Below are 19616 nucleotides of genomic sequence, written 5' to 3'. Positions count from 1 at the left end.
AAGTCACCCATTTTAACTAAGCTTTTATACCTAGTTAAATTTAACTAGTAGTCGAAATCCAAATTTTATGCATTGTATTTAAAAGCTTTCTGATTTATCTTGTAAGCACTAAATTAAGCAATCTTTCTTCCCAGAGAGTAAATACTGGGATACATATTAAAATCATCAAAACCTAATGCCATAGCCAAATGTAATGAAGTACGATCTCTTACCCAAAACCAATTCTCCTCTTTCCCAACCTCAGATATGCATTATTGACCCAGCCTTAGCTCTCTCTGTCCACGGAGTCCCTCTAATTCAACAGTTAGGAGAAGTGATGGAGTTATGGGTTGTACGAGAACTTTGGCATATACTTGACAGTTCTCCCTTTTACTTACAGCATCCAGAATTAATTACTCCAAAAGGAATTAACTCTTGTAGAACAGCCAAGCAAGAACGTGTTGCGCTGGAGGAAACGCTTTGGTCACTTAAAAGATGGGAACAATTCCGTATGGAGAATGACTTAGCAAGACTTAATTTATTTTGGCTAGGAGATAGCCTTAGAGAATCTCTCCTTCCAAAAAATAGAAATCTAGAGATATTCTGGCAATGGGAAGCGCTGGCAAAATCCCTCGACAGCCAAATCGACGAATCTCAAACTATAGACTATATTTTACCTCTTGCCTTCCGCGATACCATAGCACTGGCTGCAAGTTTAGGTTCTGCTTTCATTCTGACTTATCAGCAAGAAGCAGATTTTGAAAAAAATCTTCCTCCAGAAATTTGCAAAGCTCTACAATTTTGGGGCATTTCTTGTCAAGTTCTCACACCTAGAGATTCTTTTGTCTCAGTAGAGCGAGATTATTTGCGACAATTACTGATTTCTACTGCTACTATCAAATTTCTTTGGGCAGGATTACACTTAACAGTTTTGCATCTGTTCGTGCCAGAATCTCCAAAAGCTAATGTGTTATCCCAAAAGCTACTATTCAGTCCATCTGACTTAGCTGATGATAGGGCAGACAGCCCAAAATTACAAAATAAGCCTTGGATAGGCGCTAGAGGATTTTGGTATTTAGTATAATTTATATCACGTGATGTTACTTAATTGATATCTATAAATGTTGAATTATTGAATCCGAAATCTTAAATTTTAATTACATCATTTTTTAGCTTGATCAAGCTGTTAGCACCTAGTGTATAGTATCAGTATTCTTACTTATCACGGGAAATGTTGAAGCAGCTATGCAGCGTTATTTTTACGCGAACTGATTATTAATACATTTGTTTTCCCCTAGTTTTTATGTTTTTAGATCACGCCTTTGGATTTTTCTGTACACCTATTATGACTGTGCATAAGAGCCAAAAGTGCGCTGTATTAACCTAAAGATAACAGGAATAGGCATAAATCATAAAAACATCGGGGTTTAGAAAAGCTTTAAAGGGGTTTTCTTCATACGTTATCTAAATTCCAAAAAATTAAGTTCCTGATCAAAAAAGTTTCTGCATATCTTCTCGTCTATAGACCATTTAGCCTATTAGGTACATATCAGCCTCAAGCCCTTAATACCTAAATTTAGAGTTAAGAAAATTATGCAAGTACAGGCTGTTGATCAAACTTCTAGTATTTTTGCTGGAAACTTACTTTTAGATTCCTATGTCATTAGTAAGTTTTTCATAAAAAACTCTAGTTTTCTTATTATTGCAGTCGAATCACCTATAGAAAATAGTCAACAATTTACTTCTGAGGTTATTATTGACACTATTCCATTTGCTGTAGTTGGGCATTTTGAAGCTGATGGAAATCACTATGCAATTGTAAAAACTCAGAACACACCAGAGGTTATAGATCCTAGCCTAATTAGTATTTTAACAGGACGAGAGTTGCAAATTGCTGCTCTGGTTGGTTTAGGTTCATCTAATAAAAAAGTTGCTAACCAACTCCAAATCAGCGAATCGACTGTTTCTGCTCACCTACGCCGGATTTTTATTAAGTTAAAAGTAAATAGTCGCTCCGCTATGGTTTACCACTGTTCTTCACTAATTAATCGTTTACATCAGTTACGCAAAATACAGGAACAAACATCGGCAAGTAGTCAATCTGGAAACGTTGCTCAATCAGCTATGAACGACCAAACTCTTGATCCCGATATAGCAGAGATTGATCGCTTACTTTGCTCTGCTCTTGCAACTTCAGGCATTACGAGTTAACCAACACCTCATCAACACAAGTAATCCCCCACTGCGGAAACTTCCCCAGCAGCTTCTTGATCACAATCTGCAAAGCCGGATCATCATTCCAGCATTCCTGCAAAAAGTCAAACCCCGGATTATGCCCCGAATTCGCTGCCACTTTGAGTTTCTGCATACGCTCCGGTCGCGCATTTGCCCTTGCAACAATCGCCTCATGCGACCATTTTTCAGGATTTACGACGGGCGCGGCGGAACTTTCACCCTCATGATCTGCTTTGATTTCTACACCCGAAACTGAATTTTCAGTCATCAACTCAGCAGAGGGGCGACTCGGTTCTATTTTCTGATCTGCGATCGCTGAAGTTGAAGATTTTTCAATTTCGGCAGGTGACGCGGCGGAACAATCACCTTCATGAGGGAATATCGCTTCAACACTACAATCCTGGCTTTCTCGTATCAACAAAGCAGATTCACCCCGTGCATCATTCACGAGCGTTAGGGATGTACAGTCATTCGCCGTAGGCGAGTTTTCCTCATTCTCTAACACGCTTTCAAAAGTCTGAGGCGACGCGACCCTCAAGGGCGCGTCAGCCGTCTCCTCTACACGCGAAATTCGTGTAAGCGTGTCAGAGACACTCCTCACAATCTCTTTTGTAGAGTTTGTGAGGAGTTTCTGACCAGTTCGTGAGGGTTTCTGAAACTCTTGCTCTGATGGACTTTGGACTAAAATACGTGCTTTGTACAAAGCACCCATTTCTTCAGAGCCAGCATTCATCTCTGTATTTTCAGCATTTGATTCTTGTTTTGTAGAATTTGCTTCCTCGTTTTCAGCATTAGGTTTCTCCCAAAACTCCTTCATTCTGCTGCCGTGCAAATTCCGCACCATCCAGCCAACAGTCTCGCGTCCATCCTGAATAGATTTGTCTGGCTTGAAAATGAACAACCCACTTTCAGCTAGAATTTTCTTTGCACAGATAAAACTGCTGTAACCCAAAGCCGTGGATAAAGGCATCCACCGAGAACCGTAGGGGTCAGCCGTCCAGCACTCCTGCCACAATTGCGTAACTGAAGGCTTTTGCCGCGATGCCCAGAGCATATCTTCAATCGGCATAATCACATGAAGCATCCTACACGAAAATTGCTGTTTGCTGCTGGTAAAGCGAGTATTCGGTGGAAAAGCTGAAATTTACTCAAGCAAGCTCTATCGTAAACTTACTGAGACTGCTATAGTCAGTCTGGAATCGCGTCCTGTACATTTGTAGCTTTATACAGACACTATCCAGACTAACCATGATGCAGATTAGTATCCAGTATGATATCAAGAAGCAATTTCATGCAGCTTGCGCTTTACGTGGGCTGAAGATGAGTCATGTCGTAGTAGAGATGATTGAGGAGTGGTTGAAAACTAATGAAGTGCAATCATCTTCTCAAATGTAAGGTACTAAATCTATAAAGTTAGAAAACTTGAAGCAATAAATAGCAAATATGTAGACCAATCTGATCTCTACATAAATCTTTGCATTGAAATCTCAATATTATTCTATAGAAAATTTAAAAACATGAAAATTGAAATCCAAGGACAAGATGCGGTAAGAGCTACAGAAGAACTGTTAGCGATTGAGGGGATAGAGGGAAGCTATCAGACAGTTGATGAAGTAGAACGGGGGGAACCTCTAACCACCATCGCCGCGATTTTTGGAATTGCAAGTGCAACTGTAACAATTGCTAAAGCAATTTATGAATGGTATCAGAAATACCAGAATTCTCGACAAAACCTTACTGGAGCAAAGATTGAGAAGGTTTTGATTGTTACTGCTGATGGTCGTCGATTACTGCTCAAGGACACAACAACATTAAAGCAAATCCAAGCAATTCTGGAGAAATCTGAGTAATGAAAATTTTCCATATTAGTTTGACCATGCAAGGCAATAAAAACGTTTCTTTGCGCTATTTTTGGGACAACGCTTCTAACTACAAGGAACACGAACTGCCTTTGGCTGAGATTCAAGAGTTAAGGGACAGGGCAGACACCCGCTACTATACTAATCTGGCTGAGGATTATGCTACTACTGGGAAAGAACTCTACAAGTGGCTAGATAAATGTGATCGCCTCCTAGCAAATGCCTTAAATCAGCCTCGTCAGCAAGGATTAGTAATAGCGATTGCCACAGATAAGGGACTAGCTCATCTGCCTTGGGAACTGTTGCATGATGGTGAGGATTTCTTAGTCAAAAAAAGACCATCGATTATTCCAGTACGGTGGGTCTCTAAGGGGCAGCAAAAAGCGATTGAGTTACTAAAATCTCCTGACGCTAACTCCCCAGAAAATCGTCCCCTTAATTTATTGTTTATGGCAAGTTCCCCCAAAGGAGTTGAATCTGAATTAGGTGAATTAGAATATGAAGCAGAAGAAGCGGACATATTAGAGGCAACAGCACGCACTCCGGTAGATTTGAGAGTAGAAGAGAGTGGTTGGTTAAAAGAATTAGAATATGTGGTTAATGGATATCAAAATGATCTTGATGTTTTTCATTTAACAGGTCATGCAACTCATCAAAATGGAAACCCCTGTTTCCTCACAGAAGACGAATATGGTGATTGCGTTTATAGTAATAGTGGAAATATTTATGATACTGTTAGATCCTCTTTTCCCTCTTTAATTTTCCTCTGTGGTTGTCGTACAGGCCATTCTTCTGATGGTGTAGTCCCCTCGATGGCAGAAGAATTATTGAACATGGGTGCGACCGCGGTTTTAGGTTGGGGTGAAAAAGTCCGTGATACTGAGGCTTCTGCCGCATCAAGTAAATTTTACGGGGAATTGTCTCAGGGAATAAGCATTACCCAAGCATTATCTTCAACCTATCAAGTCTTAATTGATAAAGGAGCAAGAGATTGGCATAAATTAAGATTCTATATAGCAGCAACACTACCCCAATCATTAGTAACTCGCTCAAGAACTCCGAGACGCAGACAATTGCCTAAACCGTCTAATGAAGTGGAGTTCAGAGATGATGAAAAACGCTTAAGGGTGGCAACAAGAGAAAACTTTGTTGGTCGCCGCCGTCAATTACAAAACTGTTTGCGGACTCTGAAAACGGATGATGAAAAAGTAGGGGTCTTAATTCATGGTATGGGAGGATGGGGAAAAAGTAGCATAGCCTCTCGACTATGGGATAGGTTGCCTGAGCATGAAAAGGTTCTCTGGTGGCGGCAAATTGATGAATCGAAATTAATCAAAAAATTACTGTCTAAATTAATTAAGCCAGAATTACAAGAAATTCGTAGCTTTCTAGAAACATCTGGTAAAAGTCTAGATATTAAACTTACTCATCTATTTAACCAATTAGCAGAAATTGGTGAAAAACCATTTCTCTTAATTTTGGATGATTTTGAATGGAATCTTGACCCCGACGAAGGGCAACATGTTCTTAAAGCTGAAGTAGCTCCAATTTTAGAAGCTTTAGTACAAGCAATCCAAGAAACAGGAACTAATAATAGAATTATTATTACCTGTCGCTATGATTTTGATTCTGAATTACTAGAGTTTTTCTATAAAGAAGGTCTAGAACCATTGAAAGATGCTGAGTTAACTAAAAAACTTAGTCGGTTAAAACATTTTAGCTCTGGTAAAATTTCTGATAGTTTACTGAGACGGGCATTAGATTTAGCGGATGGTAATCCTCGCTTATTAGAGTTTTTTGATGGAATTTTAAGCTGTGTAGATGCAGAAGCTAAACTGACTCAATTGGAACAAAGTCCCGAACTGTGGAAATACAAAATTATTTGGAAGGAATTGTATCAGCTTATTGATGAGCCACTACAGAAAATTCTTAGCCATTGCTTAGTTTATAAGATTCCTGTACCTATGGTGGCTTTAGAAGCCGCTTGTGACGAGCTTCCTAATTATCAACAACAATTACAAAGGGGGCTAAAACTGGGACTCATAGAGGTCAGTTCTAACCTTCAAGAAGAAAACAGGATTTATCGAGCCTCACGCATTCTTCCCCACCTCATCCCCAATATTAAACTACCAGAAGCACCAGAGGTATATTCTCTCTGCCAAAAAGCTCATGAAAAATTACATCAGTTGTGGGGGAATAAAGAAAACAAAAGCGAAGAAAAATGGCAAGAGATTTTCCAATTGAAGTTTGCTAACAAAGAAAATCCCAAACGATTCAGACAAGGATTCTCTGAGATGCTGGCAGTTCAATATAATTCTGAAGCCGATCAAGCTTTTGAAGGAGAATTAAGAAAATGTACGAATGAATTGTTAGAAGATAAACTATGCACAAAATTAGAAAATTATCTTCAGCAACAACACTGGAAAGAAGCAGATGAGGAAACTGCTTGGATTTTTTACCAAGTCATGGTTAGAGAAAACTATAGAATGTGGCGAGAACTGCTGGAGAATTTCCCCTGTGAAACTCTTAGAGAAATCAATCGTCTCTGGCTTCAAAACAGTAATAATAATTGGCTCTCACAGACTAGATATGTAAAATTAACAAAAGAAATACCAATTTAGTAAAACCCTTCTTCTAAAACTATTAAAGTTAGTTAAGCCATAAGCTCTGCATTTAATTAGCTTAATCTTCTGATTAATTCCTTCTACAATACCTTGAGTAGTTCGGCGATCAAAATAAGCAAGAATTTCATCTATCCATCTACTTATAGTTCGGCAACTTTTGGGAAATAATTTATAAGCTCCTTGAGTCCATTCCAGGAATTTATCTAAAGCTTCATCACTGGTTATGGGACTTTCAAATATATCTCTAATGGCTTCTTTATTTCGATACATTTCTCCTAAGTCTGGAGCAACTTTTTTGAGTAAATCTATCTGAGCTTGTTCCTGAAAACTGAGGCATTCTTTTTTCTTTAACAAAGGGTATTTACTGTGAGTTAAGCCAGTTAATTTCTTTTCTCTTTCTTGGCGATTTTTAATTTTTAAGGCTGCTCTTTTTTCCTGTTTTCTTCTTGCGTCTAACTCCTGATTTATTTGTTTCATGACATGGAATCTATCTGCTACTACTTGAGCATTCGGTAGCATTTCTTGGATTAAACTTTTATAGGGTATCCATAAGTCTATGCTGACTTCTTCTATTTGATTTAATATCTCTGAACCCAGACTGGATAGGTATTCTGCTATAACCGCTTTATTTCTCTTCTCTAACAATGCTATCGGTCTTCTTGTTTCTAAGTCTACTAATACTGCTGCATAATTCTTTCCTCCTTTTAATTGCGTGATTTCATCTATTCCTAACTTTTTTATCTGGTTAGGTTTTTCTTTTAGTAGTTCTGATTCTAATTCTTTTAATATTGTTTCTATCTCAGATGAACTCATTCTATTTCTTCGGGCTGCATTCTCTACATCAGTTTCTAACACTTCCTTAATTACTTTGTTCGCTAATCTTTTTGTATAGGTTCTTCTACTTTTTACAAAAGATAGTTTCTCACTAAATACTTTTTGGCATTCTGTACACTTTAATTGCCGACGATTTACTTTTAAAAATACTTGATAGTCACTCATGGGTATATCTCTGACTATATACCAATGATTTTGATGAGTTTTATTAGTTGTCTTTCCACACCGAGGACACTGACCAACTTTTGATTGATTTTGGATTTCAATTACGATTTCATCATCAGTGATAAAATCGTAATTCAATACTTTGATATCTTCAATATTAATAACTTTAGTAATAAAATGAAGTAAGGGATTAGAAGGCATATTTATTAAAATATTAATTCTATTTTCAATATTTCTTGTGTTTTATATTCTCAATTGCTTCTGTATTTCCTTCTCTGCACAGGCTGTTGCCACCGATTACTGCTATTCTATTGAGATATATTGAATTTATTTATACTATTTTAACATAACTACTCTGGAAGAGCCTAATAATTTTGGCATCAGCATCCAAGCGAAAATTTATCGAAATTTAGGCAGTCCGAGCTATAGCGATGATAAATGGGATGTTTTTGGTGAGCTCGTTGGTTGGAAACAATATAGCTGGTTGAGCTATTATGAAATAATGAAAAAGTTCGAGAAAACAGATGATGTGCCATTGCCGTTGCCAGCATCGCCATTACTACCTGCGTTAATTTATACAAAAACTTTGGGATGGGTGGTTGGAATTGGGATAGGGGAATTGAGATGGGAAAGTCAGGTGCGCTTAACTTTCTCTCGCGCAGAGATGTAAAGTGTAACATCTAAAGCTTTGGGAATTTTGTAAACATTTATCTCCACCTCATTTTCCACGAATGAATCAACATTCAGGAATCCGATACCTGGCACTGGCGGCTTTAAGCAATTCGCTTGAATAAATTTTGCTGCTACCTCATGCACCTCAGTAGATTCCGTTACTTGCTGCTTGTCCCAAGATAAACTCATCTGCCCTGGTGATGGCTTTTTTGCCTTCCCACCCTTCATTACTGATGGCAAAAAGTTGCTACCCCAGTGATTTCGTTTCTCTGGCTTCGCCTGTGATCGGTATTTCTGACAAAACCTACGATATCTCGCCGCACATTCTTCTAAAGTCCTGCCTAACTGCAAAAATGCCGGATGCCATTGGAGTAATACCATCGTTGCCCAAGCGGTCGTGAATCCCATAATTGCTAAAGTCATAGAAAAAGCCCTGCTGCATCTGGGCGGCTTTCGGGTTAGCGTGAATGTACCGCAGAGTATTCAAAGCTCGTCGATAATCTGTGTTGGCAAAGCCCGTGCTGTGATACCTCTTTTCCCAAAAATGCCCTGTGCGGTTCAACATCCGATTGAAACACATCGCTGTGTACCAGTTGAGCCAGTGCATAATTTTAGGCAAGTCTTCTGGTTGCTTTGATTCCAGGAGGTAGTGGACATGGTTGCTCATGATACACAAAGCATAAAGCTTAAACCTATACTTTTCTTGCGCTTTTTTAATGGCGTAGAGAAAGACTTCACGGCATTCCAGGCAAGTCAGGCGAAATTCTCTATTGTTGCAACGGGTTGTGATGTGGTAACAAAATCCAGGTTGCAAGTTACGTTTTGGGCGAGACATTGTAAATACGCAAACAAGAATACGTATAGTTTATAGCCTATTGTACAGACCTATTGTACAGACTTACTACTCATTCCAATCAACTAGTACCCCATCAACAACTGCAACCCCCCATTGCGGAAACTTCACCAGTAATTTCTTGATCACAATCTGCAAAGCTGGATCATCATTCCAGCACTCTTTCAAGAAGTCAAACCCCGGATTCTCCCCTGAATTTGCTGCTCGATTTAGTTTCTTCCTTCTTACAGGTCGCATATTTGACCGCGCAACTATCGCCTCATGCGACCATTTTTTAGCACTGGGGATAGGCGCGGCGGAACCTTCACCCTCATCAACTGCTTTGACTCCTTCACTCGAAACTGAATTTTCAACTAACAACGAAGCGGAATTACTTTGTTCTACTTGCCCCTGTGTTTGATTAGCGATCGCTGAACTTGAAGATAATTCATTTACGGCAACAGACGCGGCGGAACAAGTACCTTCATGACAGTCTTTCGGTTCAACACGACAATTCTGGTTTTCAGCTAACAACGAAGTAGATTGACTCGGTGCAGCATCCACAAGCGCCAGCGATGTACAGTCCATTGCCACAGGCAATTCTTCCTCATTCTCTGACACGCCTTGAACAGACTGAGGCGAAGCGCCCCCCAAGGGCGCACTCGCCGTCTCCTCCTCATGCGAAATCTGTGTAAGCGTGTCAGAGACACAGCTAACGAACTCTTCAAAAGAGTTCGTTAGCTGTTCCTGAGTAGTTCGTGAGGTTTCCTGAAACTCCTTGTCTGACTGACTTTCACCTAAAATAGATGCTTTATACGAAGCACGCATTTCTTCAGAGCCAGCATCTATCTCTGAATCCCCAGCATTTGATTCTCGTTTTTCAGCATCTAGTTCTTGATTTTCAGCATTAGGTTTCTCCCAAAATTCCTTCATTCGACTGCCGTGCAAATTCCGCACCATCCAGCCAACAGTCTCGCGTCCATCCTGAATAGATTTGTCGGGTTTGAAAATGAACAGCCCACTTTCAGCTAGAATTTTCTTTGCACAGATAAAACTGCTGTAGCCTAAAGCTGTGGATAAGGGCATCCACCGGGAACCGTAGGGGTCAACCGTCCAGCATTCTTGCCACAATTGCGTAACTGACGGCTTTTGTTGCGATGCCCACAGCATATCTGCAATCGGGATAATCACATGAAGCCGCTTGTAGGGGGATTGCGGTTTACTAGCGGTAGCAGGCTTTTTGGGCTTGGGTCTGGTAATAGTTGCAGTCATCTTTCAATCTCCTGTTTATGTTGGCGCACGGAAATTTCCCCCACTGTGATGCGGGGCTTGGTACTTGCATTTATTTGTCTAAAAAGTTATCAGTACATTGAAAGCCTATTCAGGCTGCCAAAACCGCAACTCATCTCGGAAATACCTGTCAGTCTTTTTCGATTGCTCCTTCCAACAATCCCATGCCACCACTACTTCCTCGCCCAAATCCTCTACAACTTCACCCCTCTCGACATACAAAGTACGGTAGGGGTCGGCATGGGCAACAATAGAGCCGATGCCAATGGTGTCTGGTTGAGAGGATGCGTTTTGGAGTGTGGCAATTAAATCTGTTTCCTGGGTGGTAAGTTCTGCCCAATAGTCCTGTTTAATAACTTCGTACTCTTGGGCAACATTCAAAAACTCATGCCAAGTACATCCAGGTTTAGCTAATATTGCCTTAATCTCACTAACCGCCTGGGGTAGCATTTCCAGTTGTTCGGCTCGATATGCGATCGCGGATTGTGTCGGTTCACTCCCCAGAATTATCGCCGCAGCCTCCAATGCTTGGGTGTTGTTCATCGCACTCGCTAAGTTTTTCAAAGCCATGCCCATGAGCCGCAGACATTCTTGGGCGTTTTCTTTGGGTGGTTCAACAGCTAGCGATCGCAAATCAATGGTTTTCTCTAACGCCTGTTTCACCTGTTTGTTTAACGCTTTGGTCGCTTGCTGGGTCATAGTATTTCCCCATTGTTGGGAAGGGCGCTGTTCAACCGCGTTTTCCAATTCTTGGATACGTTGCTGGAGTTGCTGATTCTCAATCTCTAACTTTCTCAACCCCTCCATCTCGTCTAAGCGTTGCTGTAACTGAACGTTTTGCTCCTTTTGTTGCTTGTACAGTTGCTGCAAGGATTGGATTTGTTCTTGTACCTGAGCTTCGGCTCTGGTAGCTGCTTCTGCTTGCAAACCAATCCTCAATTCTTGGGAAAGTTGCTCTAACTCCTGTTTATGACGTTCTTCAATAGCAGCGATCGCTTCGGTGTACTCTTTTGGGTAAGTTCGCCCACTCGATTCGGACACAATTGCGTCATTTAAACCAGCCAAATCACTATTGTTTACCAGCAGCCTCTCACCATCACTAAAGGTAACAATCTGCTGATAGTTATTGGGTGCGTCTGCCTCGATCACTCCCGAATCCCCATAACGAGGATGTGAAAGGGAAGAAACAGTAACAGAATTACACAATTGCGTTTTGACTTTTTCTTGTTTTGTGCTACTGGTTCTAGTGGGTGACGTATTTTTTGGAACGACCTTCTGTACTGCTTTGGTGAAGTCGGCGGCAGTGGGGAAGGGTTTCTCTTTTGCTGCGATCGCAACAGCTTGCTCTAACTTATCGGGAGTTTTCACCAGTCGGAGCAAGGAGCGAGTTTGAGAAGGCTTAGTAATCTTGTCTTTCAGTTCCTCTGGCAGAGTATCAACTACTTTCTTCGCAGACAGTAAATCTCTGACTCGGCGATATCCACCGTGTTTGATTAGCTCTTTTTCACAATAGTCTTCAAAGCTGAGATATCCACCATCTTTGTAATAGTGGTTGTCTCGCATTAGACGTAGTTCATCTATTGCTTGCCACTCAAAACGGTTAATAGCACTGAAAGTTTCCTGGATACTGGTGTTGACAACACTGTAATCGAGTGCTGTTGTTTGTTCTCTGTCTAGTGTCAGCATATTTCTTGCTCACTATGGTAGATGCCTAAAAGTTGAGGTGTTGCAACTTAACCAAAGTGAACCAAGCAACTGATCTGGGGGATTTTTCCAAAAATGTGTCAGCATTATAGTTAGCTCACTTTGTCGTTAACGGATTGAGCAGGCGATCGCAATGCTTTGGTCGGCGGCGATCGTCTTCTACTTCTCCAGTTTTTATCATTATATAATGATATTATCACTATATAATCAATATAGACTGCTTACAAAAAAACAAAGCCCGCTTATTGATTAGCGGGCTTGTCCGCTTTAAGGAGATCCATTAGTTGTGAATGTTTTTGCCTGAGAGAATCATTCTCTTCTCTCAGGCGAGCAATTCCCCCATGAGTAAAGAGTCCTGTTGGTTTGATTTGCGCTCTAAAGCCTCTATTCGCTTTTTTAGGTCTATAACATCTACCTTCTCAGATTCGTCAATGTAATCATCAATCCACGAGATTAGTACTTCAGTAATTGTTTTACCTTGATTGCGGACTTTCTCTGCAAACCTTGTCTTCCTTTCTTGGTCAACCTGGATTTGAATGAAAACCCTGTCTGAAGACGCTTTTGATCCTTTGGTCATTCTTGCTCAACTCCTTAATTATAAATATTAGCTTACCAATGACTGTTTGTAATGACAATTTCATGAAGAATATATTGACAATGTAGTGATAATATCATAATATAAAAATATGAGGAGCAAGAAAGGCTCGTGTAAATCAAACCGACCTTCTATTGCCTCAAAAGTACAGTTTTTTTTCATCTATCAAAACAAAAGACGACCGCCTGTCCTGGAAAACTTGCGATCGCCTTTTACCCAAATAAATTGGAGATTTTTATTATGACGTATGTAACTCATACACGACAAGCAATTGTCGATTATTCTGTTGACAAGCAAGCCGCAGCACAAGCCGAGCTTGACAAATACATCGAATCCCAAGCCGAAGCTGTAGCTCCAACCCAAGATCCTCTCACCAGCAGAGATCGCCGCATCATCGGTGAGATTATCGAAGTGGAACCCGAATCAGTTCGCACAATCTGGATTGAAGGCGGAATCACCGTATGGGTGCAATTAGTCTGTGGCGGACGGCTGCCCTTCGATAGAAACTGGTTCGCTACAAGAGTTGCAGAGGTCAAAGCAACCCTCCCAGAAACACCCCTGGAGCGCAATGAACGTTTAAGCGAGGAATTGGAAGAAGCTTGCGTCAAGTTCAACTTGTGGCATCCGCAGATTGATTGGTTATCCTTCAGTACTAAACTTTACCGAAATAATCAGTTAGTGGGCTACATCGGTTGCAATTATGAAGGCTGGTATTCCAGACCCCGCACATACGGCATGAACAGATTCGCCAACAGTGCAGAAGAGGCGATAACGTTTCTGGGAGTCCGAACGGCAGTAGCGGCGTAAGTTGCTGGAAGTGAGAAAGGGCGATTGCTACCCCAAGACAAGAGCCATCGCCTGCAAATATGCAATTACAGATAATCATTGCACATAGTCTAGCAAGTAACATCACAGTTTCAGATTCAGGTTTCTCTGACTGCCAAGAGAATTTTGTGCTACCTCCAGCAGATGCGATACAGAGGTGTAAGAAATCCCTAGTCCTAGAAGCGAAAAAGGCGATCGCAGTTCAAGAGAAATGCAATCGCGTCTACAACGAAATTAGACAAACGAAATTATCATGGCACACACGATAAACCCATTTTCTCTTAAAGAAGCTCAGTTGGATGATTCCCAAGAGAAAATTCTCCTACCTCCAACCGACCCCAATGCAGAGGTGCTTGAAATCCTCCACTACAAACTCGTATACGTTAACGGAGCTTGCCCCAGAAACTATCGAGTGTACAAGGCTGATTGCATGATTGGGGTGATATTTCAGTACATCACCCATTGGTCAAACGGAGTGGATTCTCTTCGATACGCCGAGCCGATTGATGCAGCAGTGGGGCTTGACGACTTCATGAACGTGGCAAAGATATCAACTGCGGCTACAGAACAACCAGCCACAGAAGACGAGTTATTGGATAAAGAATCCGATGCGTCAAGCGAAAGATTAGTTGCAGCGTAAGAAATGGGGTGGGCGTTGCTGCCCACTTCCTCAATAAGACTGTTTTACTTACATCACAAATATAACAATGTCACCCATAGAAATACTACAAGAATTCAACTCGTGCTACCTGAAGGTCCAAGCAATTGCCCAAAACGAAAACTGGCTTTTGTTGATTGCAGACAAGAAGATTGACCCAGAAGCAGCAACACATTTAGGTGATACATTGCACTATTTGACTGAGGCAATGGGTTGTGTAGAAGAAATTGTCGAGGTCAAATTTAATCAGGAGGCAGAATAATGCAACCAACAATCACCATTCCACACGGTTGGAAATACCCCCGCTTCACTTTCGGACAACGTATAGAACAAGGAATGATTATCGGCATGAAGTATTACCCAAGCGATAGTCTTTTAGCTTATGAATACGATGAAAACTGGCGGTATTTAGTCATGCCTGACATGAATTCCATTGAAGAGGAAAATCACTTAGAGAACGAGATTAAATTGCTCAAACCGCAGGAATTGAAAACACTTCTAGAAGCAGAGATTAAAAAGCGACTATATCAAATTGAAATGCTGAAGTACGAGTTAAAAACAATTCCTGGAATTGTTATGAAGAGTTCAGAAGTCAGAATGGGCTAAACGCCCCGCTACCGCTAACAGGAGTCAGAATCAAGGCGCTCTTAGACTTGCTCTTAGTCTGGGATTCAGACCTATGACTGAATTGTTGCACCACTAAAACTTCAATTTGGTGGGGATGCAAAAACGCCGATTATTCAGACGTTTTTTCGGTCACAATACCTTTCCTATATTCTGAATCCTGACTCCTGACTCCTAAATTCTGCTCAATAAATAGCTAAGTCGAACAGTATCCAGTATCAACACAATTTTTAGCAACAACAACGCAACTATGGAAACCATCAAAATCAACAACAGCGTCTTTCTCATTCCACCCAGCCAACCGAAACTACAAGCGAATTGCGCTAAAGAATACGGGCAATTCCTTCTCGATTGTCCTCCTAAGCTGACAATTTTGGAAGCACAAGCAGGAGGATATCTCAAAGGTAACAAGGCTGATTTTGCGATGGCGTACCCGCCCGCCGTAGGCGATCGCAATTTCTCGTCCTGACCGTGCATTGACCATCAACGAGAACTTCACCAACGAACCATTCACTGAACTGTGGGTGATTCCTGTTGCTGGCGGACTCAAAGACCAATTTAAAGGCCCAGCTTCCATGCTGCTTAGTTTTCTGATCCACCGTCGCAGTAAAGACAATTTTGCTGGATTGTATAACCACTTCGCCCATCGCGCTTTCCAGCAGTGGTGCGAGGAAGGGATGCCAGGAGATCCCAAAGAATTCTGTTATCAGGCGATCGCTAGCGTACTCAAAAACTACATTTTCTGTGCCGAGTTTCAGAAAGTAGAAGGAACACTGGGAACGTACTGGTTTATTCAGTGGAGCTATCGCAATCCTCAATCTGATTTTGAAAAGGATGCCCTCGTTGCCGCCGAGATGATTCGTAGTGGTGCTGAATCTGGAGCGACACTGCATTGGGTCACAAATGATACTTACGAACGTTGGGCTAGTAATGCTGTGACTGCACCTGCATTACCCCCGGTTTCGGAAACTGAGGCACGGCTATCTCTGCAAGGGCAGAATCAGACAGCAATGCCGCAAGGTAACAAGCGGTAATTAAACACGAAAAAGGCGATTCAAACGTGAGTCGCCACTACATAAATTAGCGGGTCAAACAAGTCAATGAAAATCGGTACTGTCTCAGTTAGTTATTCGAGAAAATTTAACTTGGGCAACTACGAATCAATCGAATTAGGTTGTTCTTTATGGGCGCAAGTGGAAGAAGAGGAAGACGCTTCAGGCGTAGTTCAATTTCTTTATTACCAAGCAAAAGCAGCAGTTAAAGAGGCTGCAATGCCCGTAATTAAAGCTAACGAATTTCAAATCAGTAAAGCTAAATCTCAAAAGAAGGTGGCAACTGATGAAGGTGTCACAGAAATAGATAATTTTTGAGCCAATCAAATATGAAACAAATAACAGGTTTTATTCCCGTTGCCGCATTACCTGAATCTACTGCGGCTTCTGCTAAAAAACAACTGCTTGAAACAATCGAATGGCTCCAAAAAGAAGGTGCTGCTACTGAAACCAACCTCAAACTCTTGACTGCAATTGTCGAGTCTATCCTTTGTTCTGAAGAATCATACACCAGATTTTTACAATGTGGTTTTGATGCAGCCATTGAGTTTTTCGATACCAATTCTCAAAACTGGGAATTTCAAGAGTCAATGTCATCGCCTCATAATCCCAGGAATTGGGATGAGTACAAGCAGCTACAACAAACACGGCCATTGTTGTCAACAAGCCGCACTGTCACTGAGTAAGGTAAAAAATAGGGACTTAAAATACAGCCCTCGTTGAGGCGATTCAGTATAGAGATAGTAGCAAAATTACTCTTGGTTCTCGAATTCTCCCTGCTGTAATTGTTGCACTACTTCTATTGATAAGCCAGTAGACCTAGCTATCACATCAACGCTGATGCCCTCAGCTAATAAGTTAATAGCAATTTTACGGGCTTTTTTATCGCTCCCTTCTTCTTCACCTTCGGTTTTAATTTGTTGGTAAATCACAGACTCGCGCATTATGTCCTTCCTAAATAAACGTCTAATCACTTCTTGTTCTAATACTAACCCAGCCAGAATTGCAGAAGCGGCAGCAATATTACTTTGTGTTCGCCTGTCAGCAATTTTGTCAACAGCCGCAGATGACTGTTGCAATGTCGCAACTTTGTTCTCAGTAGCACTTAAGACCGCAAAAGGGAGTAATCCTGGCGCTGTCAAAAAGACCTCTGGCGGTTGCTCCCACAAACGAATCACTGAAAATTCATGTTGTAAACTTCCAGCAATGAAAGTAGTTTGATACACCTTCTCCGATTCAGTTTTATCTAAGTAAATTACGACTTGGTGCATTCGCTTCTTGGGAAAACGGCGATATACTCTCAAACGGTAATCAGCCATCCGAAAAGGCATATCAAAGCAATTCGCAATTCGCAATTCGCAATTGATTGAATCAGTGAGAGCTTAAACCCACCACTGATTTAAGACCACTTTCTTTTGAATCAGTGGTGGATTAAGACCCATTAATTAACAATTAAATAACAAGTGATTTCTTGTATTTAATTGCGAATTGCGAACTGCGAATTGCGAATTGTAAATGACTGGAATGCCCCAATGGGAGCTTGTGATTGGCAAGAAATCTGTACTCCAGTCAGTTTTCTAAAATTGCAATATGGTATCGGTGAAAACTCAAATTACTAATCAATAATCGGCTATTCAGCCAAGGATTAAAAATGGCTAACCTTCCACCAATTAATTCAGTTGTCAAAGTCATCAAAACAGTTGTAGAGAAAGACACCAGGTTAGGGCAAACAGGTACAGTAATCCAGTATTCAGGACACGGCATGGTTTGTGTTCATTTCTCAGATATGCCAACTGGTCAGGGAATTTTTTTCAATGCACATCATTTACAAATCATAGAGTAATAACCAAGATTATGCCGAGAAAATCTACTTACCCCACCTCTACTGACCAGTCCTCACTCTGCCTACAGTATCTTGGTCGTTGTGGGGGTAGCGCACGATTGGGCAGTATCAAATTTAGTCTAGGAGTGATTCAAACATTGGTAAATCAAAAGTTGGTAAAGATTAAAAATACTGGTGCGGGATTTTTTGTTGAATTGGAGGATGCTAAATGAAAACACAGAAAGTGACTTATCAATCATCTTTGCCTTCAAACACTCGTAATAAATTAGTTCTTCGTCGGACTCGAAAAAGATTCAACCCCAGAATTCTTCTCGACCGCATCATAGAAACAACTGCAATTGTATCTTTACTTTTTACCGGATTTGCAGGAGTTGGAGCAATGGCTTGCTGGGGGCTGGAGATTATTGAGACAAATAATCCCAACATAATCATCTCTGGTTGGGAGCAACAGAAAAATATTTGCCTGGGTGCAATGCTGGTCAGTTTTTCCACTTTCTTAGGAAGTTCTTTAGTCGGAGCAAGCCTCAGTATTCAACGAGATAAATTTTAGGTTAGTTAACGGTAATGAAAGAGTACAAAACCAAACATGGCGGCTACAAAATTGAGACTGCCGAGTTATCAGATGGCGCTGTGGATGTTCATGTGGGAAAAACAGGTCTGTTAAAAACAACTTGGGCATCACCTTCAACTCAAACTTTTGACAATCATACGCAAGCTGTTCGCCATGCCAAAAATGCTATTGATAACGGCGAAATCGATTCAGTTTTTCAAAGTTAGAACACACCAATGGAAATTAAGCTAACTACTTCAGAAATTCAAGCCATATTGCAAGGCTGTCAATATACACTGCGGCTTATTAGCAGTAGTCAAGATTATCGCAATATCGAATCCTCCGAATACTTTTCTACATTGAATGACGTGGTTTTAAACGATGCTTTCAATATTTTGGGGGAAGTCTTGAATGCAATCGATGATATGAAGCAGATGACTCAACAGTAAACAGCAGGGCGGCCGCATCATGTCAATAAGCAAAGTATATTCTCAATAGAGTTAAAAATCATGTCATTAACTCTTGCTTATTGCGAAAATTTTAGGTGATCGCTTTGGGGCTTGAAAAATAAGCAAACGCGAAATCCTCATTTTTTCGTTGGTTTTTAACCTTCGTTCTGATCAAGAGTAATTTAGATGCGTTTGCCCTGCAGTAAACAGAAAGAATCTAAATTTAGAAGGGTAAGAAAATGACGTTAACTCTGAATAATCGCTCTCAAAACAAAGAATCGTCCTTAACGCAAGCATTACGGCAGATACAACAGCTAAACTCCAAGATTGCTGTGTTGGAGCAGCAGCATCAAGATTATGTGCAGAAGCAACAGAATTTGATTGCAGCCATCGCTGAAATCTGTGTTTCTCCAATGCAGGAAATACAGGCGCTGCGGATTCTGATCTGTCGGGGAGAAGCAGCTTGTCGGCAGTACTTGCGTTCGGTGTTAATCAAACAGAGTCAGGCTTCAAAAATGACCGCAGGACGAATAGAAAAACCCACTTTAGATAAAAGAGTCAAAAACCACGGTTTTTTGCAAAATTCAAAAAAATGAATTTTCTTTCTCATAGAGGCGCGGAATCAGTCAGGGCAAGGGATTGAGCAGACCATGAGACAGTTATTTTCACGGCATTACTAGGGTTTTGAGCCTCATCGAAATCATCCGCGTGTCCCAAAGCCTTGATGCTAACGTGTTTGAGGTCGAGCAGAGTCTCATGGTCTGCTTGCTTTTTAGCGAAGGCACAAAAAAAGGGGTGCAATACTCCCCTTTAGACTAAATCCCGT

Annotated in this window: 26 protein-coding genes and 1 pseudogene; 19 read left to right on the top strand and 8 right to left on the bottom strand. The window is 40.9% G+C overall.

The genetic code is table 11. The features are described from left to right. Window positions 1-193: 193 nt before the first annotated feature. Together NPUN_RS35435 and NPUN_RS35430 are read left to right on the top strand one after the other, a co-directional pair. Window positions 194-1063, top strand: coding sequence for a hypothetical protein (locus NPUN_RS35435; protein ID WP_012413199.1), 870 nt, complete (start codon window positions 194-196; stop codon window positions 1061-1063). Window positions 1064-1572: 509 nt separating this feature from the next. Then, on the top strand, window positions 1573-2190 hold the full coding sequence (locus NPUN_RS35430; RefSeq protein WP_012413198.1) for a response regulator transcription factor: 618 nt from the start codon (window positions 1573-1575) through the stop codon (window positions 2188-2190). Here NPUN_RS35430 and NPUN_RS42615 read toward each other — a convergent pair. Continuing rightward, window positions 2180-3298 (bottom strand): hypothetical protein, encoded by a 1119-nt coding sequence (locus tag NPUN_RS42615; protein ID WP_012413197.1) that lies wholly within the window; start codon window positions 3296-3298, stop codon window positions 2180-2182. The genes NPUN_RS35430 and NPUN_RS42615 overlap by 11 nt on opposite strands. Window positions 3299-3462: 164 nt before the next feature. Here NPUN_RS42615 and NPUN_RS41305 point away from each other — a divergent pair, with 164 nt between their 5' ends. The 3 genes from NPUN_RS41305 (at window position 3463) to NPUN_RS35415 (ending at window position 6694) form a co-directional block, all read left to right on the top strand. After that, window positions 3463-3609 carry a plasmid partition protein ParG gene (locus NPUN_RS41305; RefSeq protein WP_234711202.1) on the top strand — a complete coding sequence of 49 codons (147 nt, stop codon included), beginning with the start codon at window positions 3463-3465 and terminating at the stop codon, window positions 3607-3609. Between the two features lie 122 nt (window positions 3610-3731). Then, window positions 3732-4064 carry a hypothetical protein gene (locus NPUN_RS35420; protein WP_012413196.1) on the top strand — a complete coding sequence of 111 codons (333 nt, stop codon included), beginning with the start codon at window positions 3732-3734 and terminating at the stop codon, window positions 4062-4064. Then, window positions 4064-6694, top strand: a complete 2631-nt coding sequence (locus NPUN_RS35415; protein WP_012413195.1) for a CHAT domain-containing protein — start codon at window positions 4064-4066, stop codon at window positions 6692-6694. The genes NPUN_RS35420 and NPUN_RS35415 overlap by 1 nt, the downstream gene beginning before the upstream one ends. On the opposite strand, the gene NPUN_RS35410 is transcribed toward NPUN_RS35415, so the two are convergent. From NPUN_RS35410 to NPUN_RS35390, 5 genes and pseudogenes are all read right to left on the bottom strand, one after another. Next, complete coding sequence (locus NPUN_RS35410; RefSeq protein ID WP_012407279.1) at window positions 6671-7897, bottom strand: ISL3 family transposase; 1227 nt, start codon at window positions 7895-7897, stop codon at window positions 6671-6673. The genes NPUN_RS35415 and NPUN_RS35410 overlap by 24 nt on opposite strands. A 555-nt stretch (window positions 7898-8452) precedes the next feature. Next, window positions 8453-9203: pseudogene (locus NPUN_RS35405) on the bottom strand (transposase); the annotation flags it as partial. A 66-nt stretch (window positions 9204-9269) separates the two neighbouring features. Continuing rightward, window positions 9270-10472 (bottom strand): hypothetical protein, encoded by a 1203-nt coding sequence (locus tag NPUN_RS42610; RefSeq protein WP_012413194.1) that lies wholly within the window; start codon window positions 10470-10472, stop codon window positions 9270-9272. A 105-nt stretch (window positions 10473-10577) separates the two neighbouring features. Next, window positions 10578-12176, bottom strand: a complete 1599-nt coding sequence (locus tag NPUN_RS35395) for a hypothetical protein (protein ID WP_012413193.1) — start codon at window positions 12174-12176, stop codon at window positions 10578-10580. A gap of 340 nt (window positions 12177-12516) precedes the next feature. Continuing rightward, window positions 12517-12771 carry a hypothetical protein gene (locus NPUN_RS35390; protein ID WP_012413192.1) on the bottom strand — a complete coding sequence of 85 codons (255 nt, stop codon included), beginning with the start codon at window positions 12769-12771 and terminating at the stop codon, window positions 12517-12519. 258 nt (window positions 12772-13029) lie between these two features. Between NPUN_RS35390 and NPUN_RS35385 the strand changes: the two genes are divergently transcribed. The 9 genes from NPUN_RS35385 (at window position 13030) to NPUN_RS35350 (ending at window position 16634) form a co-directional block, all read left to right on the top strand. Next, window positions 13030-13596, top strand: coding sequence for a hypothetical protein (locus tag NPUN_RS35385; protein ID WP_012413191.1), 567 nt, complete (start codon window positions 13030-13032; stop codon window positions 13594-13596). Between the two features lie 59 nt (window positions 13597-13655). Continuing rightward, complete coding sequence (locus tag NPUN_RS41300; protein ID WP_148220494.1) at window positions 13656-13883, top strand: hypothetical protein; 228 nt, start codon at window positions 13656-13658, stop codon at window positions 13881-13883. Then, window positions 13868-14254, top strand: a complete 387-nt coding sequence (locus NPUN_RS35380; protein WP_012413190.1) for a hypothetical protein — start codon at window positions 13868-13870, stop codon at window positions 14252-14254. The genes NPUN_RS41300 and NPUN_RS35380 overlap by 16 nt, the downstream gene beginning before the upstream one ends. Window positions 14255-14321: 67 nt before the next feature. Then, the gene (locus NPUN_RS35375; RefSeq protein ID WP_041566666.1) at window positions 14322-14534 is read left to right on the top strand and encodes a hypothetical protein; all 213 of its coding nucleotides are present in this window, start codon (window positions 14322-14324) and stop codon (window positions 14532-14534) included. Continuing rightward, window positions 14534-14878, top strand: coding sequence for a hypothetical protein (locus NPUN_RS35370; protein WP_012413189.1), 345 nt, complete (start codon window positions 14534-14536; stop codon window positions 14876-14878). Before NPUN_RS35375 ends, NPUN_RS35370 begins: the two co-directional genes overlap by 1 nt. A gap of 268 nt (window positions 14879-15146) precedes the next feature. Continuing rightward, entirely contained in the window at window positions 15147-15365 is a 219-nt protein-coding gene (locus NPUN_RS35365; RefSeq protein WP_041566665.1) for a hypothetical protein, read from the top strand. A 7-nt stretch (window positions 15366-15372) separates the two neighbouring features. Then, window positions 15373-15930, top strand: a complete 558-nt coding sequence (locus NPUN_RS35360; protein ID WP_012413188.1) for a hypothetical protein — start codon at window positions 15373-15375, stop codon at window positions 15928-15930. 66 nt (window positions 15931-15996) lie between these two features. Further along, complete coding sequence (locus tag NPUN_RS35355; protein WP_012413187.1) at window positions 15997-16266, top strand: hypothetical protein; 270 nt, start codon at window positions 15997-15999, stop codon at window positions 16264-16266. A gap of 11 nt (window positions 16267-16277) precedes the next feature. Next, window positions 16278-16634, top strand: coding sequence for a hypothetical protein (locus tag NPUN_RS35350; protein WP_012413186.1), 357 nt, complete (start codon window positions 16278-16280; stop codon window positions 16632-16634). A gap of 66 nt (window positions 16635-16700) precedes the next feature. On the opposite strand, the gene NPUN_RS35345 is transcribed toward NPUN_RS35350, so the two are convergent. Further along, window positions 16701-17303 carry an RpnC/YadD family protein gene (locus NPUN_RS35345; protein WP_234711201.1) on the bottom strand — a complete coding sequence of 201 codons (603 nt, stop codon included), beginning with the start codon at window positions 17301-17303 and terminating at the stop codon, window positions 16701-16703. 296 nt (window positions 17304-17599) lie between these two features. Between NPUN_RS35345 and NPUN_RS35340 the strand changes: the two genes are divergently transcribed. The 5 genes from NPUN_RS35340 to NPUN_RS35315 all read left to right on the top strand — a co-directional run bounded on the left by NPUN_RS35340 (window position 17600) and on the right by NPUN_RS35315 (window position 19386). After that, the gene (locus tag NPUN_RS35340) at window positions 17600-17791 is read left to right on the top strand and encodes a hypothetical protein (protein ID WP_012413184.1); all 192 of its coding nucleotides are present in this window, start codon (window positions 17600-17602) and stop codon (window positions 17789-17791) included. A gap of 208 nt (window positions 17792-17999) precedes the next feature. Next, window positions 18000-18341 (top strand): hypothetical protein, encoded by a 342-nt coding sequence (locus NPUN_RS35330; RefSeq protein WP_012413183.1) that lies wholly within the window; start codon window positions 18000-18002, stop codon window positions 18339-18341. Between the two features lie 14 nt (window positions 18342-18355). Beyond that, the gene (locus NPUN_RS35325; protein ID WP_012413182.1) at window positions 18356-18568 is read left to right on the top strand and encodes a hypothetical protein; all 213 of its coding nucleotides are present in this window, start codon (window positions 18356-18358) and stop codon (window positions 18566-18568) included. A 9-nt stretch (window positions 18569-18577) separates the two neighbouring features. Next, entirely contained in the window at window positions 18578-18790 is a 213-nt protein-coding gene (locus NPUN_RS35320) for a hypothetical protein (RefSeq protein WP_012413181.1), read from the top strand. A gap of 239 nt (window positions 18791-19029) precedes the next feature. Then, window positions 19030-19386 (top strand): hypothetical protein, encoded by a 357-nt coding sequence (locus tag NPUN_RS35315; protein WP_012413180.1) that lies wholly within the window; start codon window positions 19030-19032, stop codon window positions 19384-19386. Window positions 19387-19396: 10 nt separating this feature from the next. On the opposite strand, the gene NPUN_RS35310 is transcribed toward NPUN_RS35315, so the two are convergent. Next, window positions 19397-19591 (bottom strand): hypothetical protein, encoded by a 195-nt coding sequence (locus NPUN_RS35310; RefSeq protein ID WP_041566663.1) that lies wholly within the window; start codon window positions 19589-19591, stop codon window positions 19397-19399. Between the last annotated feature and the right edge of the window lie 25 nt (window positions 19592-19616).

The sequence above is a fragment of the Nostoc punctiforme PCC 73102 genome (genome assembly GCF_000020025.1).
Taxonomy (GTDB): domain Bacteria; phylum Cyanobacteriota; class Cyanobacteriia; order Cyanobacteriales; family Nostocaceae; genus Nostoc; species Nostoc punctiforme.
The sequence above is the reverse complement of the archived record's forward strand: the minus strand, read 5'-3'. Positions and strand labels throughout refer to the sequence as shown.

What these genes read in the sequence shown, in the direction of transcription:
- NPUN_RS41300 (WP_148220494.1), top strand. Translation starts at nt 13,656, where the DNA reads ATGCAATTACAGATAATCATTGCACATAGTCTAGCAAGTAACATCACA.
- NPUN_RS35355 (WP_012413187.1), top strand. Translation starts at nt 15,997, where the DNA reads ATGAAAATCGGTACTGTCTCAGTTAGTTATTCGAGAAAATTTAACTTG.
- NPUN_RS35350 (WP_012413186.1), top strand. Translation starts at nt 16,278, where the DNA reads ATGAAACAAATAACAGGTTTTATTCCCGTTGCCGCATTACCTGAATCT.
- NPUN_RS35320 (WP_012413181.1), top strand. Translation starts at nt 18,578, where the DNA reads ATGGAAATTAAGCTAACTACTTCAGAAATTCAAGCCATATTGCAAGGC.
- NPUN_RS35340 (WP_012413184.1), top strand. Translation starts at nt 17,600, where the DNA reads ATGGCTAACCTTCCACCAATTAATTCAGTTGTCAAAGTCATCAAAACA.
- NPUN_RS35390 (WP_012413192.1), bottom strand. Translation starts at nt 12,771, where the DNA reads ATGACCAAAGGATCAAAAGCGTCTTCAGACAGGGTTTTCATTCAAATC.
- NPUN_RS35365 (WP_041566665.1), top strand. Translation starts at nt 15,147, where the DNA reads ATGGAAACCATCAAAATCAACAACAGCGTCTTTCTCATTCCACCCAGC.
- NPUN_RS35415 (WP_012413195.1), top strand. Translation starts at nt 4,064, where the DNA reads ATGAAAATTTTCCATATTAGTTTGACCATGCAAGGCAATAAAAACGTT.
- NPUN_RS35430 (WP_012413198.1), top strand. Translation starts at nt 1,573, where the DNA reads ATGCAAGTACAGGCTGTTGATCAAACTTCTAGTATTTTTGCTGGAAAC.
- NPUN_RS35420 (WP_012413196.1), top strand. Translation starts at nt 3,732, where the DNA reads ATGAAAATTGAAATCCAAGGACAAGATGCGGTAAGAGCTACAGAAGAA.
- NPUN_RS35385 (WP_012413191.1), top strand. Translation starts at nt 13,030, where the DNA reads ATGACGTATGTAACTCATACACGACAAGCAATTGTCGATTATTCTGTT.
- NPUN_RS35330 (WP_012413183.1), top strand. Translation starts at nt 18,000, where the DNA reads ATGAAAACACAGAAAGTGACTTATCAATCATCTTTGCCTTCAAACACT.
- NPUN_RS42610 (WP_012413194.1), bottom strand. Translation starts at nt 10,472, where the DNA reads ATGACTGCAACTATTACCAGACCCAAGCCCAAAAAGCCTGCTACCGCT.
- NPUN_RS35370 (WP_012413189.1), top strand. Translation starts at nt 14,534, where the DNA reads ATGCAACCAACAATCACCATTCCACACGGTTGGAAATACCCCCGCTTC.
- NPUN_RS42615 (WP_012413197.1), bottom strand. Translation starts at nt 3,298, where the DNA reads ATGCTTCATGTGATTATGCCGATTGAAGATATGCTCTGGGCATCGCGG.
- NPUN_RS35380 (WP_012413190.1), top strand. Translation starts at nt 13,868, where the DNA reads ATGGCACACACGATAAACCCATTTTCTCTTAAAGAAGCTCAGTTGGAT.
- NPUN_RS35315 (WP_012413180.1), top strand. Translation starts at nt 19,030, where the DNA reads ATGACGTTAACTCTGAATAATCGCTCTCAAAACAAAGAATCGTCCTTA.
- NPUN_RS35375 (WP_041566666.1), top strand. Translation starts at nt 14,322, where the DNA reads ATGTCACCCATAGAAATACTACAAGAATTCAACTCGTGCTACCTGAAG.
- NPUN_RS41305 (WP_234711202.1), top strand. Translation starts at nt 3,463, where the DNA reads ATGATGCAGATTAGTATCCAGTATGATATCAAGAAGCAATTTCATGCA.
- NPUN_RS35395 (WP_012413193.1), bottom strand. Translation starts at nt 12,176, where the DNA reads ATGCTGACACTAGACAGAGAACAAACAACAGCACTCGATTACAGTGTT.
- NPUN_RS35325 (WP_012413182.1), top strand. Translation starts at nt 18,356, where the DNA reads ATGAAAGAGTACAAAACCAAACATGGCGGCTACAAAATTGAGACTGCC.
- NPUN_RS35410 (WP_012407279.1), bottom strand. Translation starts at nt 7,897, where the DNA reads ATGCCTTCTAATCCCTTACTTCATTTTATTACTAAAGTTATTAATATT.
- NPUN_RS35435 (WP_012413199.1), top strand. Translation starts at nt 194, where the DNA reads ATGAAGTACGATCTCTTACCCAAAACCAATTCTCCTCTTTCCCAACCT.